This window comes from Acidobacteriota bacterium (assembly GCA_028875575.1).
In the GTDB taxonomy this organism is placed as follows: domain Bacteria; phylum Acidobacteriota; class Terriglobia; order Versatilivoradales; family Versatilivoraceae; genus Versatilivorator.
Window position 1 is genome coordinate 72,111 of the sequence record JAPPDF010000087.1, and the last position, 25,185, is coordinate 97,295.

At 60.4% G+C, this 25,185-nt stretch carries 17 protein-coding genes; 10 read left to right on the top strand and 7 right to left on the bottom strand.

Annotated elements, in window-relative coordinates:
- Positions 1-32: 32 nt before the first annotated feature.
- Positions 33-2,318: a DUF1553 domain-containing protein gene (locus OXI69_14020; GenBank protein MDE2667257.1), complete on the top strand. Its 2,286-nt coding sequence runs from the start codon at positions 33-35 to the stop codon at positions 2,316-2,318.
- Between the two features lie 138 nt (positions 2,319-2,456).
- Positions 2,457-3,899: a DUF1501 domain-containing protein gene (locus OXI69_14025; GenBank protein ID MDE2667258.1), complete on the top strand. Its 1,443-nt coding sequence runs from the start codon at positions 2,457-2,459 to the stop codon at positions 3,897-3,899.
- Between the two features lie 12 nt (positions 3,900-3,911).
- Here the strand turns inward: OXI69_14025 and OXI69_14030 are convergent, their stop codons facing one another.
- The 3 genes from OXI69_14030 to OXI69_14040 form a co-directional block, all read right to left on the bottom strand.
- Positions 3,912-4,235: a DUF971 domain-containing protein gene (locus OXI69_14030; GenBank protein MDE2667259.1), complete on the bottom strand. Its 324-nt coding sequence runs from the start codon at positions 4,233-4,235 to the stop codon at positions 3,912-3,914.
- A 2-nt stretch (positions 4,236-4,237) separates the two neighbouring features.
- Complete coding sequence (locus OXI69_14035; GenBank protein MDE2667260.1) at positions 4,238-5,326, bottom strand: Mrp/NBP35 family ATP-binding protein; 1,089 nt, start codon at positions 5,324-5,326, stop codon at positions 4,238-4,240.
- Between the two features lie 445 nt (positions 5,327-5,771).
- The gene (locus OXI69_14040; protein MDE2667261.1) at positions 5,772-7,559 is read right to left on the bottom strand and encodes a UbiD family decarboxylase; all 1,788 of its coding nucleotides are present in this window, start codon (positions 7,557-7,559) and stop codon (positions 5,772-5,774) included.
- Positions 7,560-7,650: 91 nt separating this feature from the next.
- Here OXI69_14040 and OXI69_14045 point away from each other — a divergent pair, with 91 nt between their 5' ends.
- The 5 genes from OXI69_14045 to OXI69_14065 all read left to right on the top strand — a co-directional run bounded on the left by OXI69_14045 (position 7,651) and on the right by OXI69_14065 (position 14,952).
- On the top strand, positions 7,651-8,295 hold the full coding sequence (locus tag OXI69_14045) for a methyltransferase domain-containing protein (protein ID MDE2667262.1): 645 nt from the start codon (positions 7,651-7,653) through the stop codon (positions 8,293-8,295).
- 59 nt (positions 8,296-8,354) lie between these two features.
- Positions 8,355-9,035, top strand: a complete 681-nt coding sequence (locus OXI69_14050) for a TetR/AcrR family transcriptional regulator (GenBank protein MDE2667263.1) — start codon at positions 8,355-8,357, stop codon at positions 9,033-9,035.
- Positions 9,036-9,139: 104 nt separating this feature from the next.
- A complete protein-coding gene (locus tag OXI69_14055) occupies positions 9,140-10,447 on the top strand; it encodes an efflux transporter outer membrane subunit (protein MDE2667264.1) in 1,308 nt (435 codons plus the stop codon).
- A gap of 54 nt (positions 10,448-10,501) precedes the next feature.
- Entirely contained in the window at positions 10,502-11,686 is a 1,185-nt protein-coding gene (locus OXI69_14060) for an efflux RND transporter periplasmic adaptor subunit (protein MDE2667265.1), read from the top strand.
- Between the two features lie 35 nt (positions 11,687-11,721).
- Positions 11,722-14,952, top strand: a complete 3,231-nt coding sequence (locus OXI69_14065) for an efflux RND transporter permease subunit (GenBank protein MDE2667266.1) — start codon at positions 11,722-11,724, stop codon at positions 14,950-14,952.
- Between the two features lie 25 nt (positions 14,953-14,977).
- Here OXI69_14065 and OXI69_14070 read toward each other — a convergent pair whose 3' ends face one another.
- A complete protein-coding gene (locus OXI69_14070; GenBank protein MDE2667267.1) occupies positions 14,978-15,691 on the bottom strand; it encodes a hypothetical protein in 714 nt (237 codons plus the stop codon).
- 373 nt (positions 15,692-16,064) lie between these two features.
- Between OXI69_14070 and OXI69_14075 the strand changes: the two genes are divergently transcribed.
- Entirely contained in the window at positions 16,065-17,387 is a 1,323-nt protein-coding gene (locus OXI69_14075) for a sodium:alanine symporter family protein (GenBank protein MDE2667268.1), read from the top strand.
- A 555-nt stretch (positions 17,388-17,942) separates the two neighbouring features.
- Here OXI69_14075 and OXI69_14080 read toward each other — a convergent pair.
- The 3 genes from OXI69_14080 to OXI69_14090 all read right to left on the bottom strand — a co-directional run bounded on the left by OXI69_14080 (position 17,943) and on the right by OXI69_14090 (position 23,468).
- Complete coding sequence (locus OXI69_14080) at positions 17,943-20,858, bottom strand: TonB-dependent receptor (protein MDE2667269.1); 2,916 nt, start codon at positions 20,856-20,858, stop codon at positions 17,943-17,945.
- Between the two features lie 756 nt (positions 20,859-21,614).
- The gene (locus OXI69_14085) at positions 21,615-22,253 is read right to left on the bottom strand and encodes a PDZ domain-containing protein (GenBank protein ID MDE2667270.1); all 639 of its coding nucleotides are present in this window, start codon (positions 22,251-22,253) and stop codon (positions 21,615-21,617) included.
- A 60-nt stretch (positions 22,254-22,313) separates the two neighbouring features.
- A complete protein-coding gene (locus tag OXI69_14090; GenBank protein ID MDE2667271.1) occupies positions 22,314-23,468 on the bottom strand; it encodes a trypsin-like peptidase domain-containing protein in 1,155 nt (384 codons plus the stop codon).
- A gap of 489 nt (positions 23,469-23,957) precedes the next feature.
- Between OXI69_14090 and OXI69_14095 the strand changes: the two genes are divergently transcribed.
- Together OXI69_14095 and OXI69_14100 are read left to right on the top strand one after the other, a co-directional pair.
- Positions 23,958-24,608, top strand: a complete 651-nt coding sequence (locus OXI69_14095) for a hypothetical protein (protein ID MDE2667272.1) — start codon at positions 23,958-23,960, stop codon at positions 24,606-24,608.
- A gap of 132 nt (positions 24,609-24,740) precedes the next feature.
- A partial coding sequence (locus tag OXI69_14100) for a pyridoxal-phosphate dependent enzyme (GenBank protein ID MDE2667273.1) occupies positions 24,741-25,185 on the top strand: 445 nt, incomplete at its 3' end.

Here is a 25,185-nt window from a genome sequence, read left to right on the forward strand (position 1 = left end):
CTCGACTCCCGAGTCGGCGTGAGGATTGTTGGGTGAAGCGGAAGAAAAAGGTTCCCATTCGGCCTTTGGCGGCATTGGTGTGTCTGCTTTCGCCGCTGGCGTTGAGTGCCGCCTGGTCAGGGAAATTGGCGGATGAGCTCTTCAGTCCGCATCAGCGGAAACACTGGGCTTTTCAGAAAGTTCAGCGTCCGGAATTGCCGGCGGTTCGCCACTCCGACTGGGTTCGAACTCCAATCGATGCCTTCGTGCTGGCCGGGCTGGAAGCCAAGGGCTTGGATCCGTCCCCGCCGGCCGACCGGGTGACTCTTCTGCGCCGTGCTTATTTCGATCTGATTGGTTTGCCTCCCATGCCCGAAGACGTCGACGCTTTTCTGGCAGACCAATCCTCCAAGGCTCTTGGGAGAGTTGTCGACCGGCTCCTGGACTCCCCTCATTACGGGGAGCGGTGGACCCGCCACTGGCTCGATCTGGCTCGTTACGCCGACAGCGAAGGGTTCAAGTCGGATCAAACCCGTCCCAATGCGTGGCGCTACCGGGAATATCTGATTCGATCATTCAACGGCGACAAGCCTTATAACCGCTTCGTGCGCGAGCAGATCGCCGGTGACGAGCTATGGTCGAACGATCCCGATGCCGGTTTGGCCACGGCGTTCAACCGCCTCTATCCCGATGAGCACAATGCCCGCAACCTGGTGCAGAGGAGACAGGAAATACTCCATGACATTACCTCCGTGGTGGGTGGGGTCTTCCTGGGACTCACCTATGAGTGTGCGCGCTGTCACGACCACAAATTCGATCCACTCCTGCAGGCGGACTACTACCGGCTGCAGGCCTTTTTTGCCAATGTCCGGGCCAGGGACGATATCGTGCTTGCCTCCCGGGAAACTGCCCATCGGCATCGCCGTCAACTTGCGGCGTGGGAGGAAGAGACCGCCTCGATTCGCCGGGAAATGGCGGCCCTTGAAGAACCCAAGCGCAAGGAGATTCTCGACGAGTTGATTGCAAGATATCCGGATGCAATCAAGGAGGCGATCTCAAGCCCCTCCGAGAATCGGACGCCCTTCCAGTGGCTGATGTATTACAAGATGCAGGCCTTTTTGGACCCAGGTTCCTATCTCTATCACGCACCGACCCGGTCTGTGGTCAACCAACTGAAGGATGAGGAGAAGAAACATTGGAAGGAACTCAAGTCGCGACTCGACAAATTTTCGGATTTGCACCCGGGTGAGTTGCCGATCGGTATCGGCATTGCGGACGCGGGCCGCGAGGCGCCCCCGACGTTTATCCTCTCCGGGGGCGCTTACGATGCAAGCGGGGAAGAGGTAGAACCCGGTTTCCCCACACTCTTCGATCCCGGCCCGGCCAAAATTGTGGCGCCGGAAGGGATGGAGTCCACGGGTCGGCGTACGGCATTAGCCAACTGGATCGCCGATCCGGACAATCCCTTGACGGCCCGCGTCATGGTGAACCGGATCTGGCACTACCACTTCGGTCGAGGTATCGTCGATACTCCCAGCAATCTGGGACTTTCGGGCGGATTGCCCAGTCATCCGCAGTTGCTGGACTGGCTGGCCACGGAGTTCATCCGAAACAACTGGAGCATCAAGCACCTGCACCGCCTCATCCTCAACTCGAATACCTATCGACAGGCTTCCCTCTATCGTGAGGCTGCAGCCAAAATCGACCCGGAGAACAAACAGTTGTGGCGTTTTCCCCGGCAGCGCCTGGAAGGAGAAATCATCCGCGATGCGGCACTGGCAGTTTCCGGGTTGTTGAATCCGGAAATGGGTGGCCCCAGTGTCTTTCCCCCGATTCCCCCGGGCATGAAGGCCAATTGGGAAACAACCCAAGACTCTGCGGAGCGCAATCGCCGCAGTCTCTATGTGTTCATTCGCCGCAACACGCGCTATCCGATGTTTGAGACCTTCGACCTGCCGGACACTCACGAAAGTTGTCCGCGCCGGGACATTACGACCAGCCCGCTGCAAGCGCTCACCATGATGAACAGTGAGGTGGTGCTCGAATGGGCTCGAGCTTTTGCGGGCCGGTTGCTTTTCGCGGCGGGTTTCGACCCTGCTGCCCAAATCGACATGGCTTATCGCCTGGCCTATTCACGGCACCCGACGAGCGAAGAGAAGGACACGGCCCTGGATTTCCTGCATCGCCATCATGGGGTCATCGCAGGGCATGCCGAAGAGGGGGAAAAGCTGGTGTTGCCCTTGATGCGTCCCTATAACGTCGATCCGGCAGACGCGGCGACACTGGTCGATTTTTGTCACATGATCATCAATTCAAACGAGTTTACCTATCGGCACTAGCAGAAGCGAACACGCCCCCCAGTGTGGGAGGAGGGCCGCTGCCGGGAGGACATCCGGAAAGAGACCGTCGGGTGCTGGAGGGAGACGGTAATCCTGTTTCTGAGACAGGACACCAGTACCCCGTTTCAGGAGCTCAAAATGGTTGAAAAGGAACCTCACATTCTGCCCTTGGCCTCCCGTCGTGATTTTCTGTGCCGGGCGGGCAGCGGTTTCGGTTCCGTTGCCTTGACTTATCTTCTTGACCAAGACGGCTTCTTTGCCCATGCGGCAGCGGTCCCAGGCAACCGCTTTTCGTCTGCCAGGCAACCACACTACCCGGGCAAGGCTCGATCGGTCATTTGGCTGTTTATGGAAGGGGGACCGAGCCACGTCGACCTGTTCGATCCCAAGCCGGAGTTGGACCGGCTGGCGGGACAACCCATGCCCGAGTCGTTTGCCCGTCCCTTTACAGCCAACAAGGGTGTGGCAAACAACACCTTGATGCCCTCCAAGCGCAGTTGGAAGCAGTACGGGGAAGGTGGACTCTGGGTTTCCGATTGGTACGCCCGGATGGCCCGGCACGTCGACGATATTGCGGTATTCCGATCCTGCCACCAAGAGGGTATCAACCACGTGGGTGCGCTCTGTCAAATGAATACGGGTTCGATCCTGGCCGGTCGGCCCTCTTTAGGTGCCTGGACCACCTATGGTCTGGGCAGCGCCAACCAGAACCTCCCGGCATTTGTCGTGCTCAGGGAGGTCAAACAGGTGGTGGGCGGCCCCAAGAATTGGAGTTCCGGGTTTCTACCGGCTTCCTATCAAGGCACTCTATTCCGCAAGGAGGGATCACCCATTTTCCACCTGAAGACTCCTGACGGGATCACGGAGGCACAGCAGCGCAGCAAGCTGGACTACCTGAGGGCTCTCAACAGGTTCCATGCAGCCGACAAGGCTGAGGACACTGAACTGGAGGCCCGTTTGAATTCCTACGAGTTGGCCTATCGGATGCAATCGGCAGCCCCCGAGGCCATCGATTTGAACCGGGAATCCGAGGCAACCAGGAGGCTCTACGGTCTGGACGATGAAAGGACGGCGACCTTTGGCCGAAACTGTCTCCTGGCCCGTCGATTGGTCGAAAGGGGGGTGCGATTCGTTCAGTGTTACTCGGGCAGCGGTCAGGGTTGGGACGCCCACGAAGACCTGGAAGGCAACCACTCAAAGATGACCAGGTCCACGGACAGGCCCATTGCAGGACTGTTGGCTGACCTGAAGGCTCGCGGCCTGCTCGAGGAGACTCTGGTGGTATGGGGAGGCGAGTTCGGACGGACTCCCTTCAACGAAAAGGGAAACGGTCGAGATCACAACCCGTGGGGATTCACCATCTGGATGGCGGGGGCCGGAATCAAGGGCGGACAGGTGATAGGAAGCACAGACGAAATTGGGCTTCGGGCGGCTGAGCGGCCTTGTCATGTCCACGACATTCACGCTACCATCCTGCATGCGCTGGGCCTGAACCATCTCAACTTGACCTATTTGCACAACGGCAGGTCGGAGCGAGCCACCATCAACGGCGGAGAAGTGATCGAAGAGGCTTTCGCCTGAGGGAAGTGCAGGTCAGGTCTTTCCGCCCCGGCAGTCTTCGCAGGGGCAAATCTCCCGCAAATAGGAGTAGGAGTAGATTCCGTCGGCATGCCCGTCATTCCAGTGGAACTGGATGGCGTAATGGCCGACGGGAGTGGCTCCCGTGGCGGCAATCGGGCCCTTTCCGAGGATCGGAAAGGGATCGGGCTCGGTCTTGACGACGGGGGGAGTGTCGCGGCAGATGGCGCAGGGGCATCGCCGGCGGAGGAAGGCGTAGGAATAGGTGCAGGCATGTCCGTCGCTCCACCTGACAGCCACGCCGCCAGGAGCCGAGAGTTTGATGGAAACAGGAACCACTCTCAGACCTCGATGGTCGGAGTCTGAACGGCGGCATGGTTGGCGATGCTGACCCGCGCGGCCACGGCAGCGGCGATGGCCTGAAAGGCTTCACGGCCGGAACTGCGACCCAGAACCGTGGGTTCGCCGCTGTCGCTGGCAAGCCGGATCTCGCTGCTCAGGGGAATCTCACCCAGGAAAGGAAAGCCCATCTCACGGCTGGCCTGGCTGGCGCCCCCGTGACCGAAAATATCGTCCCGGCGCCCGCAGTGAGCGCAGGTGTAGAAGCTCATGTTTTCGACCACCCCCAGGATGGGCGTATTGAGTTTCTTGAACATGGCGATGGCTTTGGAGGCCACTTTGAGGGCAAGGTCCTGAGGGGTGGAGACGATGACGGCGCCCGTCAGGGGGATGGTCTGACACAGACTGAGCTGGATATCCCCGGTTCCGGGCGGCAAGTCGATTACCAGGTAGTCCAGATCCCCCCATTCCACCTCTCCCAAAAACTGGTGAATCATCTTGTGCAGCATGGGGCCTCTCCAGATCACGGCCTCGTTCTTGGGAAGAAAATAGCCCATGGATATCATCTTGACCTTGTGGACTACCGGCGGGACGATCCGGTTTCCGACCACCTGAGGTGTATGCGAGGAGCCCATCAGGGTAGGGAGGCTGGGTCCGTAGACATCGGCATCCATCAGTCCCACCCGGGCTCCGCACTCCATCAGTGCGGCAGCCAGATTGGCGGCGACGGTGGATTTTCCCACGCCGCCCTTTCCGCTGGCCACCGCGATGGTGTTGCTTACCCCAGGTATCAGGGTTCGGCTCTGGGAGCCCTGCCGGCGAGTCACCTTGAAGCTCATTTCCACGGAGACCGAGCGGACTCCCTCGAGCGATCCGACCAGGCGTTCGGCTTCCGCCTTGATCTGGTCCTTGACCGGGCAGGCAGGATTGGCCAACTCGATGGTGAAGGCGACCCTGGAGCCCTTGACGGTGAGATTCTTCACGAAATTCATTCCGACGATGTCTTCCTGCAGGTCGGGGTCCCGGATGCTCTTGAGGGTTTGAAGCACCTGTTGCGGACTGACGCCGCCGTTTTTCTCGAATAAAGCCATTTCATCCCTTTCATCGCCCTGCCGGAGAGGCGGGCCCAGGCAGTCTGGAGCTGCCCCATGCGGTCAACGTCCGATAGTTTAGATGACTTGACCGAAGGGGAAAAGAGTTATCCACGAACGGGATCCACGAAGGGACACGAAGGGCCACCAAGGGGTTGGAGAAAACTCAAGTGGGATCTGCCGAAGGTCGGGAAGGCGGAGACTTAAACGGATTGATGAGTTGAGCTTTTTGCAAAGTTCGCAGCGGGGCAGGTCATCTTGCCCGCAAACCTGAGGTTTTGCCTTTTTTAATACTGGGTGCGATCTGGGGATAAATGCTGTCTAACCACAAAAAGCACAAAGGGCACAAGTTGTGTTTTTGTGCCTTTTGTGGCCATTCCCGGCAAACGTCCCTCCACTCTCCACTCTTCACACTTCTCACTTCAAACTTCTCACTTCAAACTTCTCACTTCACACTTCTCACCTCACTCTTCGGAAAATATTCCCTCCAACGCCGGTCGACGGTTCGTTCAACGTCAGGCGCAGAGGCGACCTCGGGGGGATAGGAGGGCTTCATTCTGGCATCCACCAGGATGGGAGCCTGGTAGCAGAGATGATGGCGCCGCACGGTGGTCTGAGCCGCATGGACGTCGGCGGCCGGCTCGAAGCGTGTGAAGACCGACCACAGGAAGCGGGAGGAGTCCTGGGATATGGAGGGGTCGTCGGTCAGGATCAGCAGGGGCCAGGACTGAAAGTCGGGCCAGCGGACCAGGCGTTCCGGTTGGCCGGGCTCCTCCGAGAAGCTCGATCCGCCGATCACCAGGCAACCGGGGCAGAAGGCGGCGACTTCTCCCACTCCGCCCGGAACCTCGCCCACAAACTGCCGGGGTAGTTCGCGCTTGGCTGCTCCCATCCCCAGCAGGATGGCCTTGCTTCCCCGATTGATCTGCGGTCCGCAACTGTCCAGCGTGTCCATGGAAAGGTTGGAGAGGACGAAGAAGTCCGTCTCCCACTCGATGCGCTCCAGAACGTGTTGCAGCAGGGCAGGGAAGTTCCTCAGGTCCATGGGTGTATCGGTCGCCATCAGAATTTTGGTCAGCGAGAGTTGGCCTTCTCCCAGGATTCTGAAAGCAGAGGTCATGGCTTCCCGGCCGTAGCGTTCCCGCACAACCGCCGCCGCCAGGGAATGAAATCCCGTCTCTCCGTAGCTCCAAAGGTCCCGCACTCCGGGCATGACCAGGGGGAACAGGGGACTGAGCAGTTCCTGCAGATAGTCGCCGATGAAGAAGTCTTCCTGTCTCGGCTTGCCCACCACGGTTGCCGGGTAGATGGCGTCCCGCCGGTGCATCAGCCGCTCCACCTGGAAGACGGGGTATTCGTGGGCCGGTGAGTAGTAGCCGTAGTGGTCGCCGAAGGGGCCTTCCGTGCGTCTCTGACGTGGCGGGACGCTCCCCTGCAGCACAAACTCCGCCTCCGCCGGAAAGGGGTGAGGGCTGCCTTCGGGGTGAACCATGGGGATACGGTGGCCACCCAGCAAGGAAGCCACCATCAGTTCTCCGACGTTCTCGGGGAGGGGAGCGATGGCAGCCAGGATCAGCGACGGAGGTCCCCCGAGGAAGACCGTGACCGGCAGCGCCTCGTTGGAGGCCTCGGCCAGGTCGTAGTGAAATCCTCCTCCCTTTTGGATCTGCCAATGCATGCCGGTGGATCGGGTGTCATAGACCTGCAGACGGTATATTCCCAGGTTGTGACTTCCATTGCCGGGGTGCTGGGTGTAGACCAGGGGCAGGGTAATGAAGGGACCGCCGTCTTCTTCCCACGTGGTCAGAATCGGCAAGCGGGAGAGGTCCGCGGGCTGCTGATTGCATTCCAGCGCCGATCCCCGCTGAACACTGCGAGTCCCCAGCTTGAGGGCTTCCCAGGCGAGGTTGCGGTGGCCCCAAAGGCGCCCCAACCGGGGTGGCAGCAGGGTCTGAGCCAAAGTGGCCACCTGTTGGACCAGTTGCTGGGGCCCCCTGCCAAAGGCCAGCTCGATGCGCCGCGCCGTGCCGAACAGATTGGTGACCACCGGAAACCGGCTTCCCCGGATGCGCTTGAACAGCAGGGCGGGACCGCCTTGCCCAATCACTCGCCGATGGATCTCGGCGGCCTCCAGATAGGGATCCACTTCGACCTCGATGGTCGCAAGCTGGTTCTCCCGCCGCAGGAGTTGCAGAAACTGTCGCAGATTTCCCAAGGGATGCCGAGTTGCCATGGGTTTCCACCCAAACGACCGAATGTGCCGGAATCAAGATACCACAGCCACCGGGCACGGTCACCACTCGGCGCTGTGCTAGACTCGCTGCATGCGTCGAGCCGGAGAGCACAGTTGGCAAGCCCGTGCCTTTGCCTGGGCCATAGCTCACGGAACCGATCCCTACGAGCGCTGGATGGCCGGGCGCAAGCGGGGCCTGCTCGGTGATCTCTCCGGAGAGGTCGTGGAGATCGGACCCGGAAGCGGCGTCAATCTGCCCTACCTGCCCAGAGAAGTCCGGTGGACGGGCATCGAGCCCAATCCCTGCTTCCACCCCTATATCCTGAAAGAAGCGGCTCGGCTGGACCGGCCGGTCCGCGTGAGAATCGGTGTGGCAGAGGATCTCGAATTAGAGGATGCAAGTGTGGATGCCGTGGTCGGAACCCTGGTTCTTTGCTCGGTGGATCGGGTGGAGGCGGTTCTGGAGGAGATCCTGCGCGTGCTCAAGCCCGGCGGACGCTACTGCTTTCTGGAGCACGTTGCGGCGCCGTCAGGCAGTTGGCTGCGACGGCTTCAGCGCGCGGTGCGTCCGGTGTGGAGCACCGTGCTCGACGGTTGCCGGCCCGATGCGGACACCCGGGTGCAGATTGCCCGAGCCGGTTTCTCCCAATTGAAGTGGGAGGAGTTTCAGGCGCCGTTGCCCGTGGTAAGTCCACACATCTGCGGTTTCGCCGAAAAAGGTCGGGAGGAAACTTGACACTCCAGTTCTTTCAAACGTATGATTTAATTTCTGCGTTCGATTGAGGTGAGTTTCCCTTGCCAACCGACACCCGAGATCAGATTCTGGATACGGCCGAACGACTCTTTGCCGAGTTTGGCATCGACGGGGTCTCGATCCGAACCATTACGGCGGAAGCTCGGGTGAACCTGGCTGCCATTCACTATCACTTCGGTTCCAAGGAGTCTCTGGTCAAGGAAGTCTTTGTCCGCCGTATCGATCCTCTCAACCGCGAGCGGTTGCGACTGCTGGACGATCTCCTCGCGCGCTCCCTGCCGCAAAAGCCCAAACTGGAGGAGCTGGTGCGTATCCTGGTGGGGCCACCGTTGCGCTTGTGGCTGCAGGCGGAAAAGGGCGAGACTTTCACCCGGCTCTGCGGCCGGATCTACTCCGAGTCCTCGGGGCCGCTCCAGACCATGTTCGTGGATCTTTTTCAGGAAGTGGTCCGACGTTTTTCGGCGGCATTCGAGCAGGCGGCTCCCGAGCTGCCCAGGACCGAACTCATGTGGCGCATGCACTTTGTCATCGGAGCCATGGTCCACACCTTGATGCAGGTTGGATTCGTGCGGCAATTGCGAGCCGAAGCCGGCGAAGGAAACGAGGTCGAGGCCAATATCGAGCGGCTGACCCGGTTCGCAACTGCCGGATTGCAGGCCCCGCTGGCGCAAACAGAAGTTTCGGAAATGGCAGGGCAGGGCAAGAGGGAGGTTTTGGGATGATCCGGCGCGGTCGGTGGGTTTGCGGTGTCTTGCTCGTGGTTACGTTGTCGGCCGGGACTGCCGGTTGTAATCGATCTCTGCAACGGCCTACACGAGCCTCGATCGTGAAAGTCCCCGATGCCTGGACCGGTGCGGAAGCGGTTCCTGCTGCCGGCCAGGGCGATTGGTGGAACTCTTTTGGCGATGAGGGTTTGGATGGGGTGGTCTCTAGAGTCCTGGAACGAAACCAGGACCTGCGAGCGGCAGCGGCTCGCATCGAAGCGGCCCAGGCACAGTCTCGCATCGCCGCGGCCGCCCAATTGCCCCAACTGGACGCAAGCTTCGACCTGGGAGGCCGCAAGCAGAACTTTTTGGGACTTCGCTTGCCCGGTGCGGAGGGGAGGGTGTTGAGCCGGACTTTCTCCAGCACGGGTCTGTCGCTCAATCTGGGCTGGGAGGCGGACTTGTGGGGAAAAGTAAAGGCCGGAAAGCTGGCGGCAATGGCAAACACCCAGGCGCGCCAGGCGGAACTGGCGGCGGCCCGCCTGTCGCTGTCGGCACAGGCAACCAGGGCCTGGTTCGCAGCGATTGAGGCACACCGCCAACTCGAATTGGCTCGATCTTCGGTGGAGAGCTACGAGATATCGGCCGGGCGCATTCGGGCTCGCTTTGAAGGCGGTGTCCGGCCCGCCCTGGATCTGCGCCTGGCCCTGGCCGAGTTGAAAATCGCCGAAGCGGCGCTGCAGTCGCGCCTCGAGAGTGCAGATCGCAGTGTCCGTCAGCTTCAAATCCTCATGGGCGACTATCCGGACGGCCAGCATGAGTTGGGGAGGGACCTGCCCAAGGGGCCCGACCGAGTCCCGACCGGCCTGCCTTCCGAACTGGTCCACCGTCGGGCGGATCTGGTGGCGGCCGAACGGGATTTGCTGGCAGCCGACGCCAGAATCGCCGAGGCCAAGGCGCAGCTCCGGCCCAGTTTCAGCCTGACCTCCACTTTTGGCACGTCCAGCGACCAGTTGCGGAACCTGCTGTCGGCTGAATTATTGGTGTGGTCTCTGATCGGAAACGTAGTACAGCCGGTCTTCAACCGGGGCAGACTGAAGGCCGGAGTTACCCTCAACCAGGCGCGGGCGGAAGAGGCGGCGGCCAGATACGAGAGCGCCGTTCTGGCTGCCTACAACGACGTGGAAGCGTCCCTGGCGGCGGAAGAGGTAATCCGACGACGGCGGCAGGCGTTGGAGGAGGCCGCCGAACAATCGGTAGCTGCTCGGGATCTGGCCGAGCAGCGGTACCGCTCGGGTCTGGCGGGGATCATTACCTTGCTGGCTGCCCAAAGGACGGCGATCGATTCGGAAAGCCAGTTGCTGACCCTCCGGCGCCTGCAGCTCGACAACCGGGTCAACCTGCACTTGGCTCTGGGAGGGAGCTTCTAAGGATATCTTATCAGTCGGAATTGGAATCAGCCGTAATCCCTAAGGAAAGTGGGTATGAAACTAGCACTCAAGATCGGGCTTCCCATCTTGGTATTGGCCCTGGGCGCCTATGTCGCCCTGTTGATCATAGGAGCCAAGCCCGAGCCGGAGCAGCGTCCGCCGGAAATCTCGCTGCCGCTGGTTCACGTCATGGAGGTGAAACCGGAGAGTCGCCGGTTGACCGTGCACGCTGAGGGTACCGTGGCGCCAAGAACCACCTCTCAGTTGACCGCAGAAGTTTCGGGACGAGTGGTTTGGGTGTCACCGGCACTGGTTGCCGGCGGCTTCTTCAACGACGGGGAAGTACTTCTCCGAATCGATTCGAGGGTCTATCAATTGGCGGTGGTGCGAGCCCGAGCCGCGGTGGCACAAGCCAAGCTCAAGCTGGCGACCGAGGAGCAGGAAGCCGCGTTGGCCAGGCAGGAATGGGAAAATCTGGGCAGCGGGCCTCCAACCGCGCTGGTATTGCGAGAACCCCAGATCAATGAGGCGAAAGCTTCGCTGGCAGCGGCTGAAGCTGCCCTGGAACATGCCGAGTATGATCTGGAGCGCACCGAGGTCAAGGCTCCTTACGACGGTCGGATCTGGTCGGAGACTGTCGATGTCGGTCAATTCATAGCCCCCGGAGCCGCTCTGGCGCGACTTTACGGGGTCGATTTTGCCGAGGTACGCTTGCCAATTCCCGATGACCAGCTGGCTTACCTTCACCTGCCTCTTGCCTATCGGGGGCAAACCCAGCCCGCAGGGGGCCCTACAGTCGTTTTGAGCACCGAGTTTGCGGGGAAGAGGCATCAGTGGACGGGTCGTATTCTTCGGACCGAGGGGGAGATCGATCCCCGCACCCGAATGGTACACGCCGTCGCCGAGGTCAAGGATCCTTATGGTCGAGGCAGTGACCGAGGTCGTCCTCCGCTGGCAGTAGGGATGTTTGTTGAGGCTGAAATTCGGGGGAAGTGGGTGAGTGACGTGGTTGTCTTGCCGCGGTCCGTCCTGAGGGGCGATCACGTCCTGGTAGTGGATGAGAGCGACCGTCTTTACTATCGCACGGTTGAGATCCTGCGTGCCGAGCGCGACCAGGTGTTGATCGCCTCCGGTCTCAGCGAGGGAGAGCGTGTGTGTGTGTCCGTGGTTCAGACGCCGGTCAATGGCATGAGGGTTGAAGTCGTGGACGATTCGGCCGCAGGCCGGGATCCTGTCTGATTGCGACCGCGGCGCAGGGTGTTACTGGAGGTGTAATGAAGGGGCTCATTGCCTGGTTTGCCCAAAACGGAGTGGTTGCCAACCTGCTGATGATCACGGTCGTCATGGCGGGCGCCATTACGATTCCCGATCTGAAGAAGGAGGTCTTCCCCGAATTCGCGGTCGGTGTCATCTCGGTATCGGTGAGTTATCGCGGCGCTGCACCGGAAGAAGTCGAGGAAGCCGTCTGTATCCGAGTGGAAGAAGCGCTTCAGGGATTGGAAGGTATCGACAGGATTCTGTCGACGGCCAACGAGGGCATGGGCACAGTGCGAATCGAAATCGAGTCGGGCTACGACTCGAGAGCGCTCCTGGACGAAGTCAAGGCCAGGGTGGACGCCATCGATACCTTTCCCGAGGAAACCGAGCAACCCGTGATCGAAGAGGCCAGAATTCGAAACCAGGTGATCTTCGTTTCGATTTCCGGGGATGCCGACGAGCTGACCTTGAAACGGCTGGGTGAGCAGGTTCGGGATGACTTGTTGCTGCTTCCCGAGCTCAGCCAGGTTGAATTGAGGAACGCGCGACTCTATGAAATATCGATAGAAGTTTCCGAGGAGGATCTAAGACGCCACGGGCTGACCTTCGATCAAGTGGCGGGAGCCGTCCGGCAAAGGTCGCTCGATCTTCCGGGCGGGTCGGTCAAGGCTGAATCCGGAGAGATTCTTCTGCGGACCAAGGGACAGGCCTACCGGGGCGAGGAGTTCGCCAAATTGACCCTGCTCACCCGGCCGGACGGGAGCCGCCTGCAACTGGACGATGTGGCCCGGGTGGTCGACGGGTTCGAAGACGCGGACAAGTTCTCCTGGCTCGACGGCAAGCCGAGCGTGATGGTTCAGGCCTTCAGGGTCGGCGATGAAAGCGCCCTGGAGGTGGCCCGGGCAGTCAAGGAGTATGTGGTCGAAGCACAGGATCGGATGCCGGACGGCATCGCTCTCACCACCTGGGGGGATCAGTCCTCCATCCTGGAAAGCCGGATGAACCTGCTCATCAAGAACGGCCTGACAGGGCTGTTGCTGGTCTTTGTGGTTCTGACCCTGTTCCTGCGTCTTCGGCTGGCTGTGTGGGTGACGATCGGCATCCCCATTTCCTTCCTGGGGACCATGGCCCTGATGCCCGTGTTCGATGTTTCGATCAACATGGTTTCCCTGTTTTCTTTCATCATGGTCCTGGGGATTGTGGTGGACGATGCCATCGTGGTTGGAGAGAGTGTTTTTTCAAGGCAGGAAGCGACCGGGAAGGGTCTGTCGGCGGCGATCGAGGGGACGCAGCGAGTCACAGTGCCCGTGGTCTTTGGCGTGCTGACCACGGCCATGGCCTTTACTCCGATGCTGTTTGTGCAGGGGTCGGCCGGACCGATCTGGCGGGTGATACCCTTCATCGTCATCCCGACCCTGATGTTTTCGCTCATCGAATCCAAGCTGGTCCTGCCCTATCATGTTTCCCACTATCGTCCTCCCAGGGAAGGGCGACGGAAGTCCCTCCCGGTCCGGGTCTGGGACGGCTTCTTCGGGTTCTTCGGGAACGGTCTGGACCAATTCATACACAGGGTTTACCGGCCGATGTTTCTGTTCGTGCTGGAGTGGCGCTACCTGACATTGGCCGTGGCAGTGGCGACCCTGCTGCTGACCGCGGGTCTTGTGGCCGGGGGTCTGATTGGCTTCACCTACTTCCCCGAAATCGAATCCGACTACGTGGTTGTCGATCTGACCATGCCCCAGGAGACCCCGGCCGCGGTGACCACCCTGGCCATTCGGAGGATCGAGAAGGCTGCGTTTCAACTGGATCGGGAAATCACGCAACAGACGGGCGGGTCCCTGTTCCGTCATATCCTGACCGTTGTGGGAGAACAACCCAACCGGGCTCAGTCCGAGCGCGGCAATCGATCGGGCGACTCCAACCGGTATTCCACCCCTTACCGGGCGGAGGTCATGATCGAATTGGTTCCTTCGGAATCGAGGAGCATGACCAGTCGTGAGATTGGGGCCCGATGGAGGGAACTGGCCGGACCCGTTCCGGGAGCGGTTGAGCTCACCTTCAATACGAATCTGATTCAAAGCGGCAAGGCCATCGATATACAACTCAGCAGTTATGAAATTGACAAGCTGCGTCAGTTGGCGGTTGCGACCAAGGAAAAGCTGAGCCAGTACCCGGGTGTGATCGACATCAGCGATTCCTTTCGGGGAGGCAAGCCCGAGCTGAAATTGGACATCACGCCCAAAGCGGAGTCACTCGGCCTGTCGCTGCAGGACCTGGGCCGCCAGGTCCGCCAGGGATTTTTCGGGGAGGAAGCCCAGCGCATCCAGCGGGGACGGGACGATGTACGAGTGATGGTGCGCTATCCTGCCGAAGAGAGACGATCGGTTGGAACCTTGGAGGGAATGAGAATTCGAACCCCCAACGGCAGTGAAGTTCCCTTCTCAACGGTGGCGACCGCCCAGATGGGACGAGGATTCGCAACCATTTCCCGGGTGGATCGACAGCGAACCATTACCGTCACCGCCGATGTCGACCCGGCCGTGACGACCGCCAACGAAGTCCTGGGCGACATGGACGCCAAGTTTTTCCCGGATCTGGTGAGGAGGGCTCCTGGATTCGCCTACAGCTTTGAGGGACAGCAGCGCGATCAACAGGAGACTCTGGAAGGACTGGCCCAAGGCTTCGCCCTGGTTGTGCTGGGAATCTTCGCCATGATGGCCATTCCCTTCCGATCCTACCTGCAGCCGTTGATCGTGCTGTCAGCGGTACCCTTCGGGATCGTCGGCGCCATCTGGGGGCACATCCTTCTGGGCTATTCGACCAGTATTCTCACCATTCTTGGGGTGGTGGCCCTGACCGGAATCGTGGTCAACGACAGCCTGGTCCTGGTCAGCTTCATCAACGAACATCGCAAGCAGGGCATGCCTCTGGTCCGGGCGGTTCATCAGGCCGGCATCGTGCGCTTTCGTCCTATTTTGTTGACCTCTCTGACTACTGCGGCCGGTATCACGCCGCTCATCCTGGAGAAGAGCGTGCAGGCTCAGTTTCTGATCCCGATGGCGATATCGCTGGCCTTCGGTGTCCTGTTCGCCACCTTCATAACGCTCGGACTGGTTCCTTCCCTCTACCTGATCCTGGAGGATTTCAAGTGGATTTTTCGCTGGGTCTTCGGGATCAAGTCCCCGCCGGAGGGGGGCAGGCGTGCAGACGTGGAGGACGGGGGAGCGGTACCGGTAGCTCTTGAGTAAGACCTGCTCCCAACCAGCCAGCCGGCTATTCGGTCACCAGCTTGACACCCGTTCCGAATCGACGGTAACCGTCGAATCTAATATTGCTCTTGGTTCGCATGAAGGCGCTCTTGCTGGTCTGTTCCCCATGGAAGCGGCGGCTGATCCGGATCTCGGCTTTCCTCGGCAGCCAGTGGAGAGAACCTGAGATAGTGACGGGTGCATAGTCGACCGACATGTCAAACTGGCTCACCGGAAAATTGCGGGGGATGCCCACGGCCTTCTTCTCCAGACGAACGATTTCATAGGTTTCGGGGTTGACCCAACAGCGCCCTCGGTAGGCGGTTATAATGGTTTTTTGGTTGTAGGTAATAAACCGTCTGGACCGTTTCTGCGAGACCTGGAAAGCGATACATAACGTCTTGAGCTTGTTCATCTTCTTGAACCCGACAGGCTTGAACTCGGCTTGGGTTCTAGGTTCAAACAATCCTCGCAGGGCTGAGCCGAACTCACCGATGGTAAGCCTTCCGGTCAGATTCTCCATGGTTGCTCCCGGCGCCGGTTTATCGTTGACTGACACTATTTCGTAATGCTCCTTACCGTCATAGAAGGAGAGCGCCGCAACGAAGCTGCCGGTTATCTTCCACCTCACGGTCGGAGAAACGGTCCGGATAAATAGCGTAGTGGTCTGATTGCAAATGAAGTCGGGCAACTGCTCGCTGTAGGCCAGAGCGTTGCTGCGCACGCGTGCTAGAATCACGGGCCAATCTTGTCCTGACGGATCCTCTTCCGTCGCGGGCGGACTGTGGGCGCCGGCATTCCGAATAAAGTGCAGGTGCTCCAGCCCCGACAGGGTCAGCAGGGCCACGAATCCCAACGTGATACAGGTTCTCAACGTCCGCGGACCGGTGCCGGAGCGATCGGGAATTCCACGGCGAGCGCGCCTGAAAGCGAACCGTGAAGAACTTGAAACGGGAAGGGACTCCATTGCCATACTGTAGCACAACACTTTGCCTTGAGACGGCGATTGTCTCTCGACTGGAAGTGGGATATGGTTCGGCATCGACAGGAGGAACCCATTGCAACAGGCCAGTTTGCTTGAAGTAGCCTCCGACATCGTCTGGGGACCGCCCATGCTGGTCCTGCTGGTGGGGACCGGTCTGTTCCTCACGATCAAGCTCAAGGGACTGCAGTTCAGGAAGCTGCTGCCCTCTCTCCACTTGGCCTTGATCCAGCGAAGGGAGCCCCAGTCCGAGGGAGATATCTCCCACTTCCAGGCCTTGATGACCGCCCTGGCTGCAACCGTTGGCACCGGCAACATCGCCGGCGTGGCCACGGCCATTGCCTCCGGAGGTCCGGGAGCGCTTTTCTGGATGTGGATGACCGGACTGGTGGGGATGGCCACCAAGTTCGGCGAAGCCCTGCTTTCGGTCAAGTACCGGATCACGGACGAAAAAGGGGAGATGGCCGGCGGGCCGATGTACTTCCTGGAGAGGGGCCTGAAGCAGAAGTGGCTGGCCGTGCTGTTTGCGGTGCTGACGGTCTGCGCCAGTTTCGGAATCGGGAATACGGTGCAATCCAACTCGGTGGCCCAGGCGCTGCAGACCTCTTTCGGCATTCCTTTCGTATGGACGGGGATCGGCATTGCCCTGGCGACCGGTGCGGTCACCCTGGGGGGAATTCGTTCCATTGCCCGCGTGGTCAGCGCCCTGGTGCCCGGCATGATTGTCCTTTACATGGTCAGCGGCCTGGCCGTGGTGGCCCTCCATTGGCAGGAGGTCCCGGCCGTCATCCACCAGGTGGTTGTCTCGGCCTTCACCCCGGCAGCCGCCGCCGGAGGATTTGCCGGCGCCACCGTCATGCAGGCCATCCGGTTCGGGGTCGCCCGGGGAATCTTCAGCAACGAGAGCGGCATGGGATCGGCCGGCATCGCCGCCGCCGCCGCTCAAACTCGGCACCCGGTGACCCAGGCGCTGGTGTCCATGACCCAGACCTTCATCGATACGCTGGTGGTGTGTTCGATCACGGGATTCGTCATCATCGGAACCGGGGTCTGGAATAGCGGGGATTCAGGCGCCGCCCTGACCACCCGGGCCTTCAGCCTTGGCCTTCCCGGGGACTTTGGCGGTCTGGTGGTTTCCCTGGGGCTGGTGCTGTTCGCCTTCTCCACCATTTTGGGCTGGAACTACTACGGAGAAAAGGCCCTTGAGTATCTTGCCGGCCACACCCGATGGGGCAAGGGTTATTGGCTACGGTACGCTTTCAGGATTGCCTGGGTCGTGGCCGCCTATTTTGGCGCAACCTTTACCCTGGATACGGTCTGGGCGGTTTCCGACGTCATGAACGGGGCCATGGCCATCCCCAACCTGATCGGCCTGATAGGACTGAGTGGACTGATCACCGCTGAAACCGCCGGCTATTTTGGCGCGCGGCCCGAGGGACTGCGGAAAACTTGATTGGTCGAAATTGAGTTACCGAGCCTGTGCCTCAGACCCACAAGCCGGCCGAGAAAGACGTCCACGAAGGGACACGAAGAACAACGAAGTAACTGCTTCTGGTGGGACTTGATCGCCTGGAGAGGAACGCTTCGGCCGACGAGGACAATCAAGCTGGATGCATCGATAGGCAAGTGCCGCCCCCGTCCTGCCGGACGGATCATACAGGAAGAAACAGGGGCGTCTCAAAAACCCCGGAGACTGGCCCCCCCCACCGTCTTGACTGCGGGCGGAGCCCTTGTCTCACCGACTCCCCCTCAAGGGGGGAGTGATTGTTCAGGCCAGCACAAGGCTTCCAGTAGAACTCTATCACTCCTCCCTTGAGGGGGAGTCGCAGAAGCCGAGCCGCAGGCGAAGGCTGATGCGGTGGCGGGTAGGACTCGGCTCCGGACCGTGCGACGGGCGACGGCGCGGCTGATACAGGGCGAAACAGCGGTGTATCAGGTAAGAATCGAAGCTGCGACAGCGGCGACGGAGAACCGCCGCGGTTCATCCTCCCTGGCCCCGTCTCCCGCGCTAGAAACTTCCCCCCCAACTGTAGTTCAGCCGTACGTAATAGTAGGCGCCGTTGAACCCGAAGGGTGAGAACTGGCCGTATTGGTTGCCCACCGTCATGGCGCCGTACTGGTTTACCTCGGGGTAGGTGTTCAGCACGTTCTCGCCCCCCAGGGCCAGCTTGACCCTTTCTCCCAGCGGGATACCCAGCTCGAGATCCAGCAGGGCCTTGCCGGAATAGGAGGGGTAGAGCCAGGACTCTGCCACTTGCATCGGAGCCACATCATTGGCGTTCCGCCCGTCCTCGCTGTCCCAGAAGGCGCCGTAGTAGTGCAGGCGGCCCGTCAGGCTCCACCGTTCGGCGTCGTGGCCGACGCTGAAGTTCCAGCGCGTGTTGGGCAGCCCCCGTTCCAGGGTGGTGATGCGGAAGCGGTCGATCACGGAGGATTCAACGTTTTTGATCGCCGTATCGGTATAGTTGTAGACCGCGCTGAAGGTCGTTTTCCCCGCCACGAAAGTCGAGATCAGGTCGATGCCCTGGGTGGTGGTGGAAAAGTCATTCAGGAAGAACCGGAACACGGGAAAGTTGCGTGCTTCCGGAATCCCTTCCGCCAGCAGTGTCTCGATTTCATCCTCCGTCAAGCTGATCTCCTGGGCCAGGGCAACGCGATCGTCGATGTCGATCCGGAAATAGTCCGCGGTGAAGGTGAAGTTTCCCTGCTCAACCACCATGCCCGCGCTGAAGTTGATTGACTTCTCCGGTTGGAGCTGCTCGCCGCCCCTTGCCACGGCCACGGCCGAGGTGGAGGGCACCACGCCCTGGTTGGTCAACTGCCCGCCGATAAAGGCCGTGGTCACGTTGAAGGCGTTCTGCTGTCCGGGGGTCGGAGCTCGGAAACCACTGCTGATCGCCGATCGCAGGGCGACGCTGTCGCTCAGTTCCACCCGCCCGGAGAGCTTGCCGTTGACGGTGGTGCCGAAGTCCTCGAAGTCCTCGACCCGGAGGGCCGTGCCGAGGGTCCACTTGTCCGCCGGGTCGGAGAACTCGGCGTCGCCATAGACGGCCACGTTGCTTCGGCTCCACTCACCCGCCGTGGTGTCGGCCCGGTAGCCGTTGAAGCCGTTGGAACCGGAGCTGAAGCCCTGGGCGGCGTAGGGGCCGATCTCCCACGACGGCTGGCCGCCGGCGCCGATGGTGAACGTCTCCTGGCGCCACTCCGTTCCCGCGGCCAGGTGCACGTATTCGTGGACGGGGTAGGAAACGTCGAAGTTGAAGTTGACCTCGTTCTGCTTGTAGATGCCTGGCCTGAAGGAGGTGGGCGTATCGTAGCCGAGGGAGGCGTTGACCGTATCGAAAATGAACTGGTCGATCTCGCTGGTGCCGATGCCGGCACTGGCGTCCCAAGTGAAGCCGTTGTCGGCGAACCCGCGCAGGCCGGTGACCAGCGAGTAGTCGATCAGGTCACCCCCGAATTGCGGCGTGAACCCTCCGGGAAAGCGGCTGTAGAGGGTGAAGCAGTCGGGGTCGGCTTCGACGGCAGCCAGCGCATCGGGATCGGGCACGTTGTCGATGATGGGGACGATGGGACAGCCGCCGGCGCCCGGCTCGCGTCCGGGAGGAGGCGTGCGGCTTTCCGGAGCGGTCTCGGCCCAGACCCGGTCGCCGACCAGCAGGGTGGGGAGGCCATTGACCTTGGGACCGCGGAAGACCCCGCCGCGGGTGTGGGGATTCCGGAAGTAGAAACCGCCGGTCACCTTGCGGGAGGCGTAGTTGGTGTGACCGTAGAATTGCCAGTTGTTTTCGAACAATTTGCCGAAGTTGGCGAACAGCTTGAGGTCGTGGTTGATCCTGGGGGATCCCCACACCTGGGCAGTGTTGCGCAAATTGGTGTTGCCCGCGTCGATAATGCCCTGGGCGTCATTGCGTTGAATGGCTCGGTTGGTCGGGTCGGCGGTGCCGTATTCCATGCTGAGGTTGAGAAAACCGTCCTCCCCCATCGGCAACCCGACGTTGCCGGCTACCGACAGGTTCTGGCCGTGTCCGCCGATTCCGTTGCAGGAGTGCTTGATGTCGCCGATGATCCCCGACCCGCAGGTTGCCGGGTCTCCCGGATTTGCATCGAGGTGGGCCCCGGTCTGGAATTCCAGGCTGCCGCCCGAGGGCGCGTTCTTCAACTGGAAGTTCATGACTCCGGCGATGGCGTCCGAACCGTATTGGGCTGCCGCGCCGTCGCGCAGCACCTCCAACTGCCGAACGGCTATGGATGGAATGGTGGAAATGTCGGGCCCCTGCGAGCCGTCGGCAATGCCGTTTCCGAGCCAGGTGATGACCGCCGCGCGATGGCGGCGCTTTCCGTTGACCAGGATCAGCGTGTGGTCGGGAGCCAGGTTCCGAAGGTTGGCCGGCCGGACCACGGTGGCCGCATCGCTGATCGGCTGGGTATTGATGTTGAAGGAGGGAACTACCGTCCGCAACTGGGTTGCCAGGTCCCGGCTCCCCTGGCTGGTGAAGTCCTCGGTCCTGATGACGTCCACCGGCACGGTGGACTCGGTCACCGACCGCGGCTCGGCACGGCTGCCCACCACGACTATCGAGGTGGTGACCGCCCCCAGTTCCAGCGAGAAGTCGCGCACGACCGTTTGGCCGGCCATCACCTCGACGTCGCTGGCGGTGGCTGCCTCGAAGCCGGACGCCTCCACCGTCACCGTATAGGTCCCGGGCTCGAGGGTCAAATGGTAGTTGCCCACGGCATCCGTTGTATCGGTTGCCTCGGCTCCGGTGGCGTTGTTGGTCGCGATGATATCAGCGGCCGGAATTACCGAGCCGTAAGCGTCTTTCACCTCGCCGCTCAGGGTAGCGGTTCCCTGAGCGTGGGCCGTGCTGGCCATCGCGATCAGGAGCAATATTACCGTCAGGACAGTCAATCTATGGAGCATGAACCCCTCCTGCAGGGAGCAATTGGTTTCTTGGCACAAAACACTAAATCGCGAGCAACCATTAGAGTAATTGCAAGCTACCAGTATTTTTGCCTCTACTATACGGTTATCTTACCTCTTTGCAAGCATTTTCCTAAGTGAAATTCTTGTGGCAATCTCGTGACGATTCAGTAAACAAAAGGCTATCGGCTGGCCGTCGGTTGTGGCCTGGCATTGTCCCCGGTCCGCTGGACCGGTCACCATAGGCCGGTCGTGTGCCGGTAGACCCCGGTGGTTGGACTTACAACGACAGGCCAACGACAATCGCCCGGTATCATGGTCGCACGATCTGCCTCTGAAGGCAGTCCAGTCATCGGTCCCGTCAACAGCCGAATAATGGCTTCCTCGCAATCAGTCGTCTCAAGTCCTCCGGCATCCGAATCGCCGACTCCGGCCCGCTGGTATCCCCATTCGGGTTCGGTCGAAAACCCCGGCCCATGAGGGTGCCGCAGGCGACGGTCAAGCCGGCTCCGGCGTCGAATGGGGGGACAGCACGTTGTTGTCCCCGAGGAGGTCGAGGTATGCGGGAAAAGGGCGTGTCCGCTAACGTCGACGTAGAAGCAGCTACTGTGCCCCGTTTAAGCGATAAGGGGGGACGAGAAGGCAAAAAGTGCGATCGAGACGATGCAAAGTCGACAGGTGTTCAAGGGTTTTCTGTTCAGAGGGTCCTTCCACCGGGAACCGATGGACAGAGCTCCCTCCGCACCCCGCGGAGTGTCATTGTAAGCCTTCAGCCGCAGCGACTCGCAGGGTGCGTTCCCGACCTCGATGCTGCACCTTCCATTCGGATTCCTGGATCTTGCCCCTTCTTATCCTCTTGAGAACGTGGGCCATGTACTTGACGGTGAGTGTCCTGGTGATTTTGTCCCTGGGAAAACTGACCCTTCCGTCAACGGACAAGACGGTATCTCCGGTTCGCAGTCCGGACTCATGGGCCGGAGATCCAGGATGCACCTCTATGAGGTCAACGCCGTCCCTGCCTTTTTGCGCCACGATTCCGGCGTCTTCATTGGTCATTGTCCGGAACACCTCCGATCCTACGTTGGTCCAGCCTTCGTCCCAGGCGCCTGTCACCAGGAATACCCCTGTTCCGGGCGGCTCGGAATCGGAGGCGTCTTCTTCCCAGTAGTTGGCTCCCGCTCCCAGGACTTCCCGAAAGTCGGATCGGATCTGGTGGATCAGTTTGGAGGTGGCCTTGAGGGTTTTTGAGTGATGGGCTTGGCTGGATGTGCGTGCATTGTAAATCACGAAGCGAAATTCATCGCCCGTCATGAACTCCTCGGGAGCGTAGATGTAAACACCCGCATAAGCCTCGTCGACGAACTTGGCCAAGGGGCCGTCCAGGGTATTTTCCATGATCTGCCGACCGGGACGAACCGGCTCGATCAGTTGACCGTCGCGGAAGACCTTGAAGTCTTAGAACTCTCCCTTGAACTCAAAATGCTGCTGGGTATTGTAGACGCCGAGCCCGGCCAAAACGGCCGAACCGATCAGGCTTCCGGTAGTCAGCCCAACTTGGGGCTGGATCCGGAACGTCACTCCAAGATCCAGGGAAGCCTCGACATTTCGATGCCACTCGTAGAACAGTTCATCCATTGCACGATAGGATGGATCATGAATCTTTCGCCCCCGTCGCTTGTAGCGATTTTCGGCCTGCTGCATTTCGTCGCGGACGGCGAACCTGGCCAGGGACACCGGCGTCAGCACGGTCACCTGGAATTTGCCCGAATTGAGCGCACCCGTAGTGTACTGATAGTCCTTGATGTCGAAGCGACCGCTGGTTACCTTGGCCTTGAGGAGCTCGATTGGATACCGCTTCAAGCTCAAGGTCCTAAGGGGTTGGTCGCTCACTTCAACCTCTGCCAGTTGGTCCGCGTCAAGGCCGTCCAGCAGCTTTCTCAAGTAGCTCACCCGGACGGCTCCGGCGATTCCCTGCAGCCCAAAGGTGTTGACCCCGATGACTTCTCCATCCAGGTTGACAAGAGGACCTCCCGAGTTCCCTGGTTCCAGCAGAAAGTCCCCGAGCAGGGCGACTTCTTCGATTTTCGACACGATGCCTTGAGTCGCCAGGAAGGTCTGGCTCAAGGGAGACCCGAACGCGACCACCGGCAGGCCTGCCTTGACATCGCTTTCTTTCTCGGGTGAAACGAGTTTCAGTGGCGGCACCCCTTCAACAAACTTTGGGTGGACCTTGAGAATGGCCAAATCGTAACGGGCGCTCAGCTTTACGATTTCGGCACGGGCGAGCATGGAATCCGGAAACTGAACCGCCAGAAAGCGGGTGTTCTGAACCACATGGTAGTTAGTGGCGATAAGACCCCGGGAATCGACCACGAACCCGGAACCGGAGCCGCTGTCGACTTCGACCTTGACGATACTCCCGGAGAGTCTTTCGTACAGAGCCGTATAGTCGTAGGCGACTTCCATTGCTCTTGGAGCGCCGGAGGTGGATGTTTGGACTTCAGCTCCACTCTGCTCCGAATCGTGCCCTAGAGCGAAAGGGGAAGTCATCACCAGTGCCAGGCCGGAAATGGCCAGACAAGTCAGCACTTGCGGTTGAGGCGATTTCATCGTTTGCAACGTCCTCTCTGTTCGCACCGTCCGGAACAAGTCTTGCGGCAATTCACCAAATGCCACTGAAGATGTCACTGCGAACCACGGTCACAATCACCTGGAATTTCCTGTCCCGGGCAGGCAAAATCAGCACGCTAGGTGACTTAAATTAATCTGAGTCAGGAGGTTATACAGATTTCAGAAGAGGCTGCAACCGACAAAGTGTAACACCAAACCACTGTAGAATGAAGCCATTGGCGACCCCGGCCTTTGGAGACAACGAGCTCATGCAGTCAATGACACCGCACCGAGCCGTTCGAGTCCGTCCCACGGTGACGAATGCGGAGCACGTCTCTAACGAGGATGATTGGCTATGGGCGGTCTGGAAGCCCCTATTCCCGCCTGAGTGTTTCTTCAGGGCAGGCAACTCATATAGAATGCCCATCTGGCTAAAACCTGAAGCTACTGTGGATTCCGCTGAAATCAGAGCGGTCGAGAGAGAGGATTTTGAAGAAGTCGCTGTTGATTTTGACCTGGGTGATGTCGGGGACCGGTGCCCCGCAGCCGCAACAACCCAAGGCCACCGAGCCGGCAAGGGAAGAGCAAGCGAAATTGGGCTTCTTGATCACCAGCCGCGGTCCTGGTGACGGAGCCAACCTGGGCGGCCTGGTGGGCGCCGATGCCCTCTGCCGGATGCCGGCCGAAGCCGCGGGCGCCGGCGACCGGACCTGGCGTGCCCGCTTGAGCGCTGGCCCTTCCGGAAACCAGCCTGCGGTCAATGCTCGCGACCGAATCGGCGCCAATCCCTGGCACAATGCCAAGGGTGTCCAGGTCGCCGGGGATGTCGCTGATTCGCACCCGGAAAACAACAAGCTGAGCAAGGAGAATTCCCTCACCGAACAGGGGGGCAACGGCCGTGGAGACACTCCCAACCAGCATGACATCCTGAGCGGCACTCAGGAAGACGGCAGCGCTTTCAGCGACGGTGAGGACGACACCTGCGGGAACTGGACCGGAAACGGCGAGGGCAGCGTAAAGGTCGGCCGCCACGACCGGATTGGCGGCGGCCCCAACCCGACTTCCTGGATTGGCTCCCACGGTTCTCGGGGATGCAGCCAAGACGATCTGCCGGTTACCGGAGGCAATGGCTATTTCTAATGTTTTGCAGCCGACTGACACTCCTGAAACGCCCTTGCTGATTCCCGAGTCCGAAACTGGGTGCATTTCCTTCCGGCTTCGCGGGGATGGCCAGACAGTGCCAGCCGATGGTGCTCAAGTGAAGGCGGTTTCATGATTACTCTGAAAGACATCAAGTCGGCCCAGGCCAGGATTGCCGGAGTGGCGGTCAACACTCCGCTGGTGCACTACACGGACTTCTCCACCGACCGGCAGACGTTTCCCAAACCGGAGAGCTTCCAACCCGTGGGAGCCTTCAAGCTTCGCGGCGCCTACAACAAGATCGCTTCTCTCTCTCCGGACCAGAGGCGACAGGGGGTCATCGCCTTCTCCAGCGGCAACCATGCCCAGGGAGTCGCCTACGCCGCCCGGGCCATGGGTATTCGTGCAGTCATCGTCATGCCTGCCCGGGCTCCCGCCATAAAACGGGCCAAGACCCTGGACCTGGGCGCGGAGATTGTAACCGTGGAGGGGGGCGGGGAAGAGGAATGGCGGGTGGCGGCCGAATCTCTGGCGGCCGAACGGGGGTTGGCCATGGTGCCGCCCTTCGACGACGAAA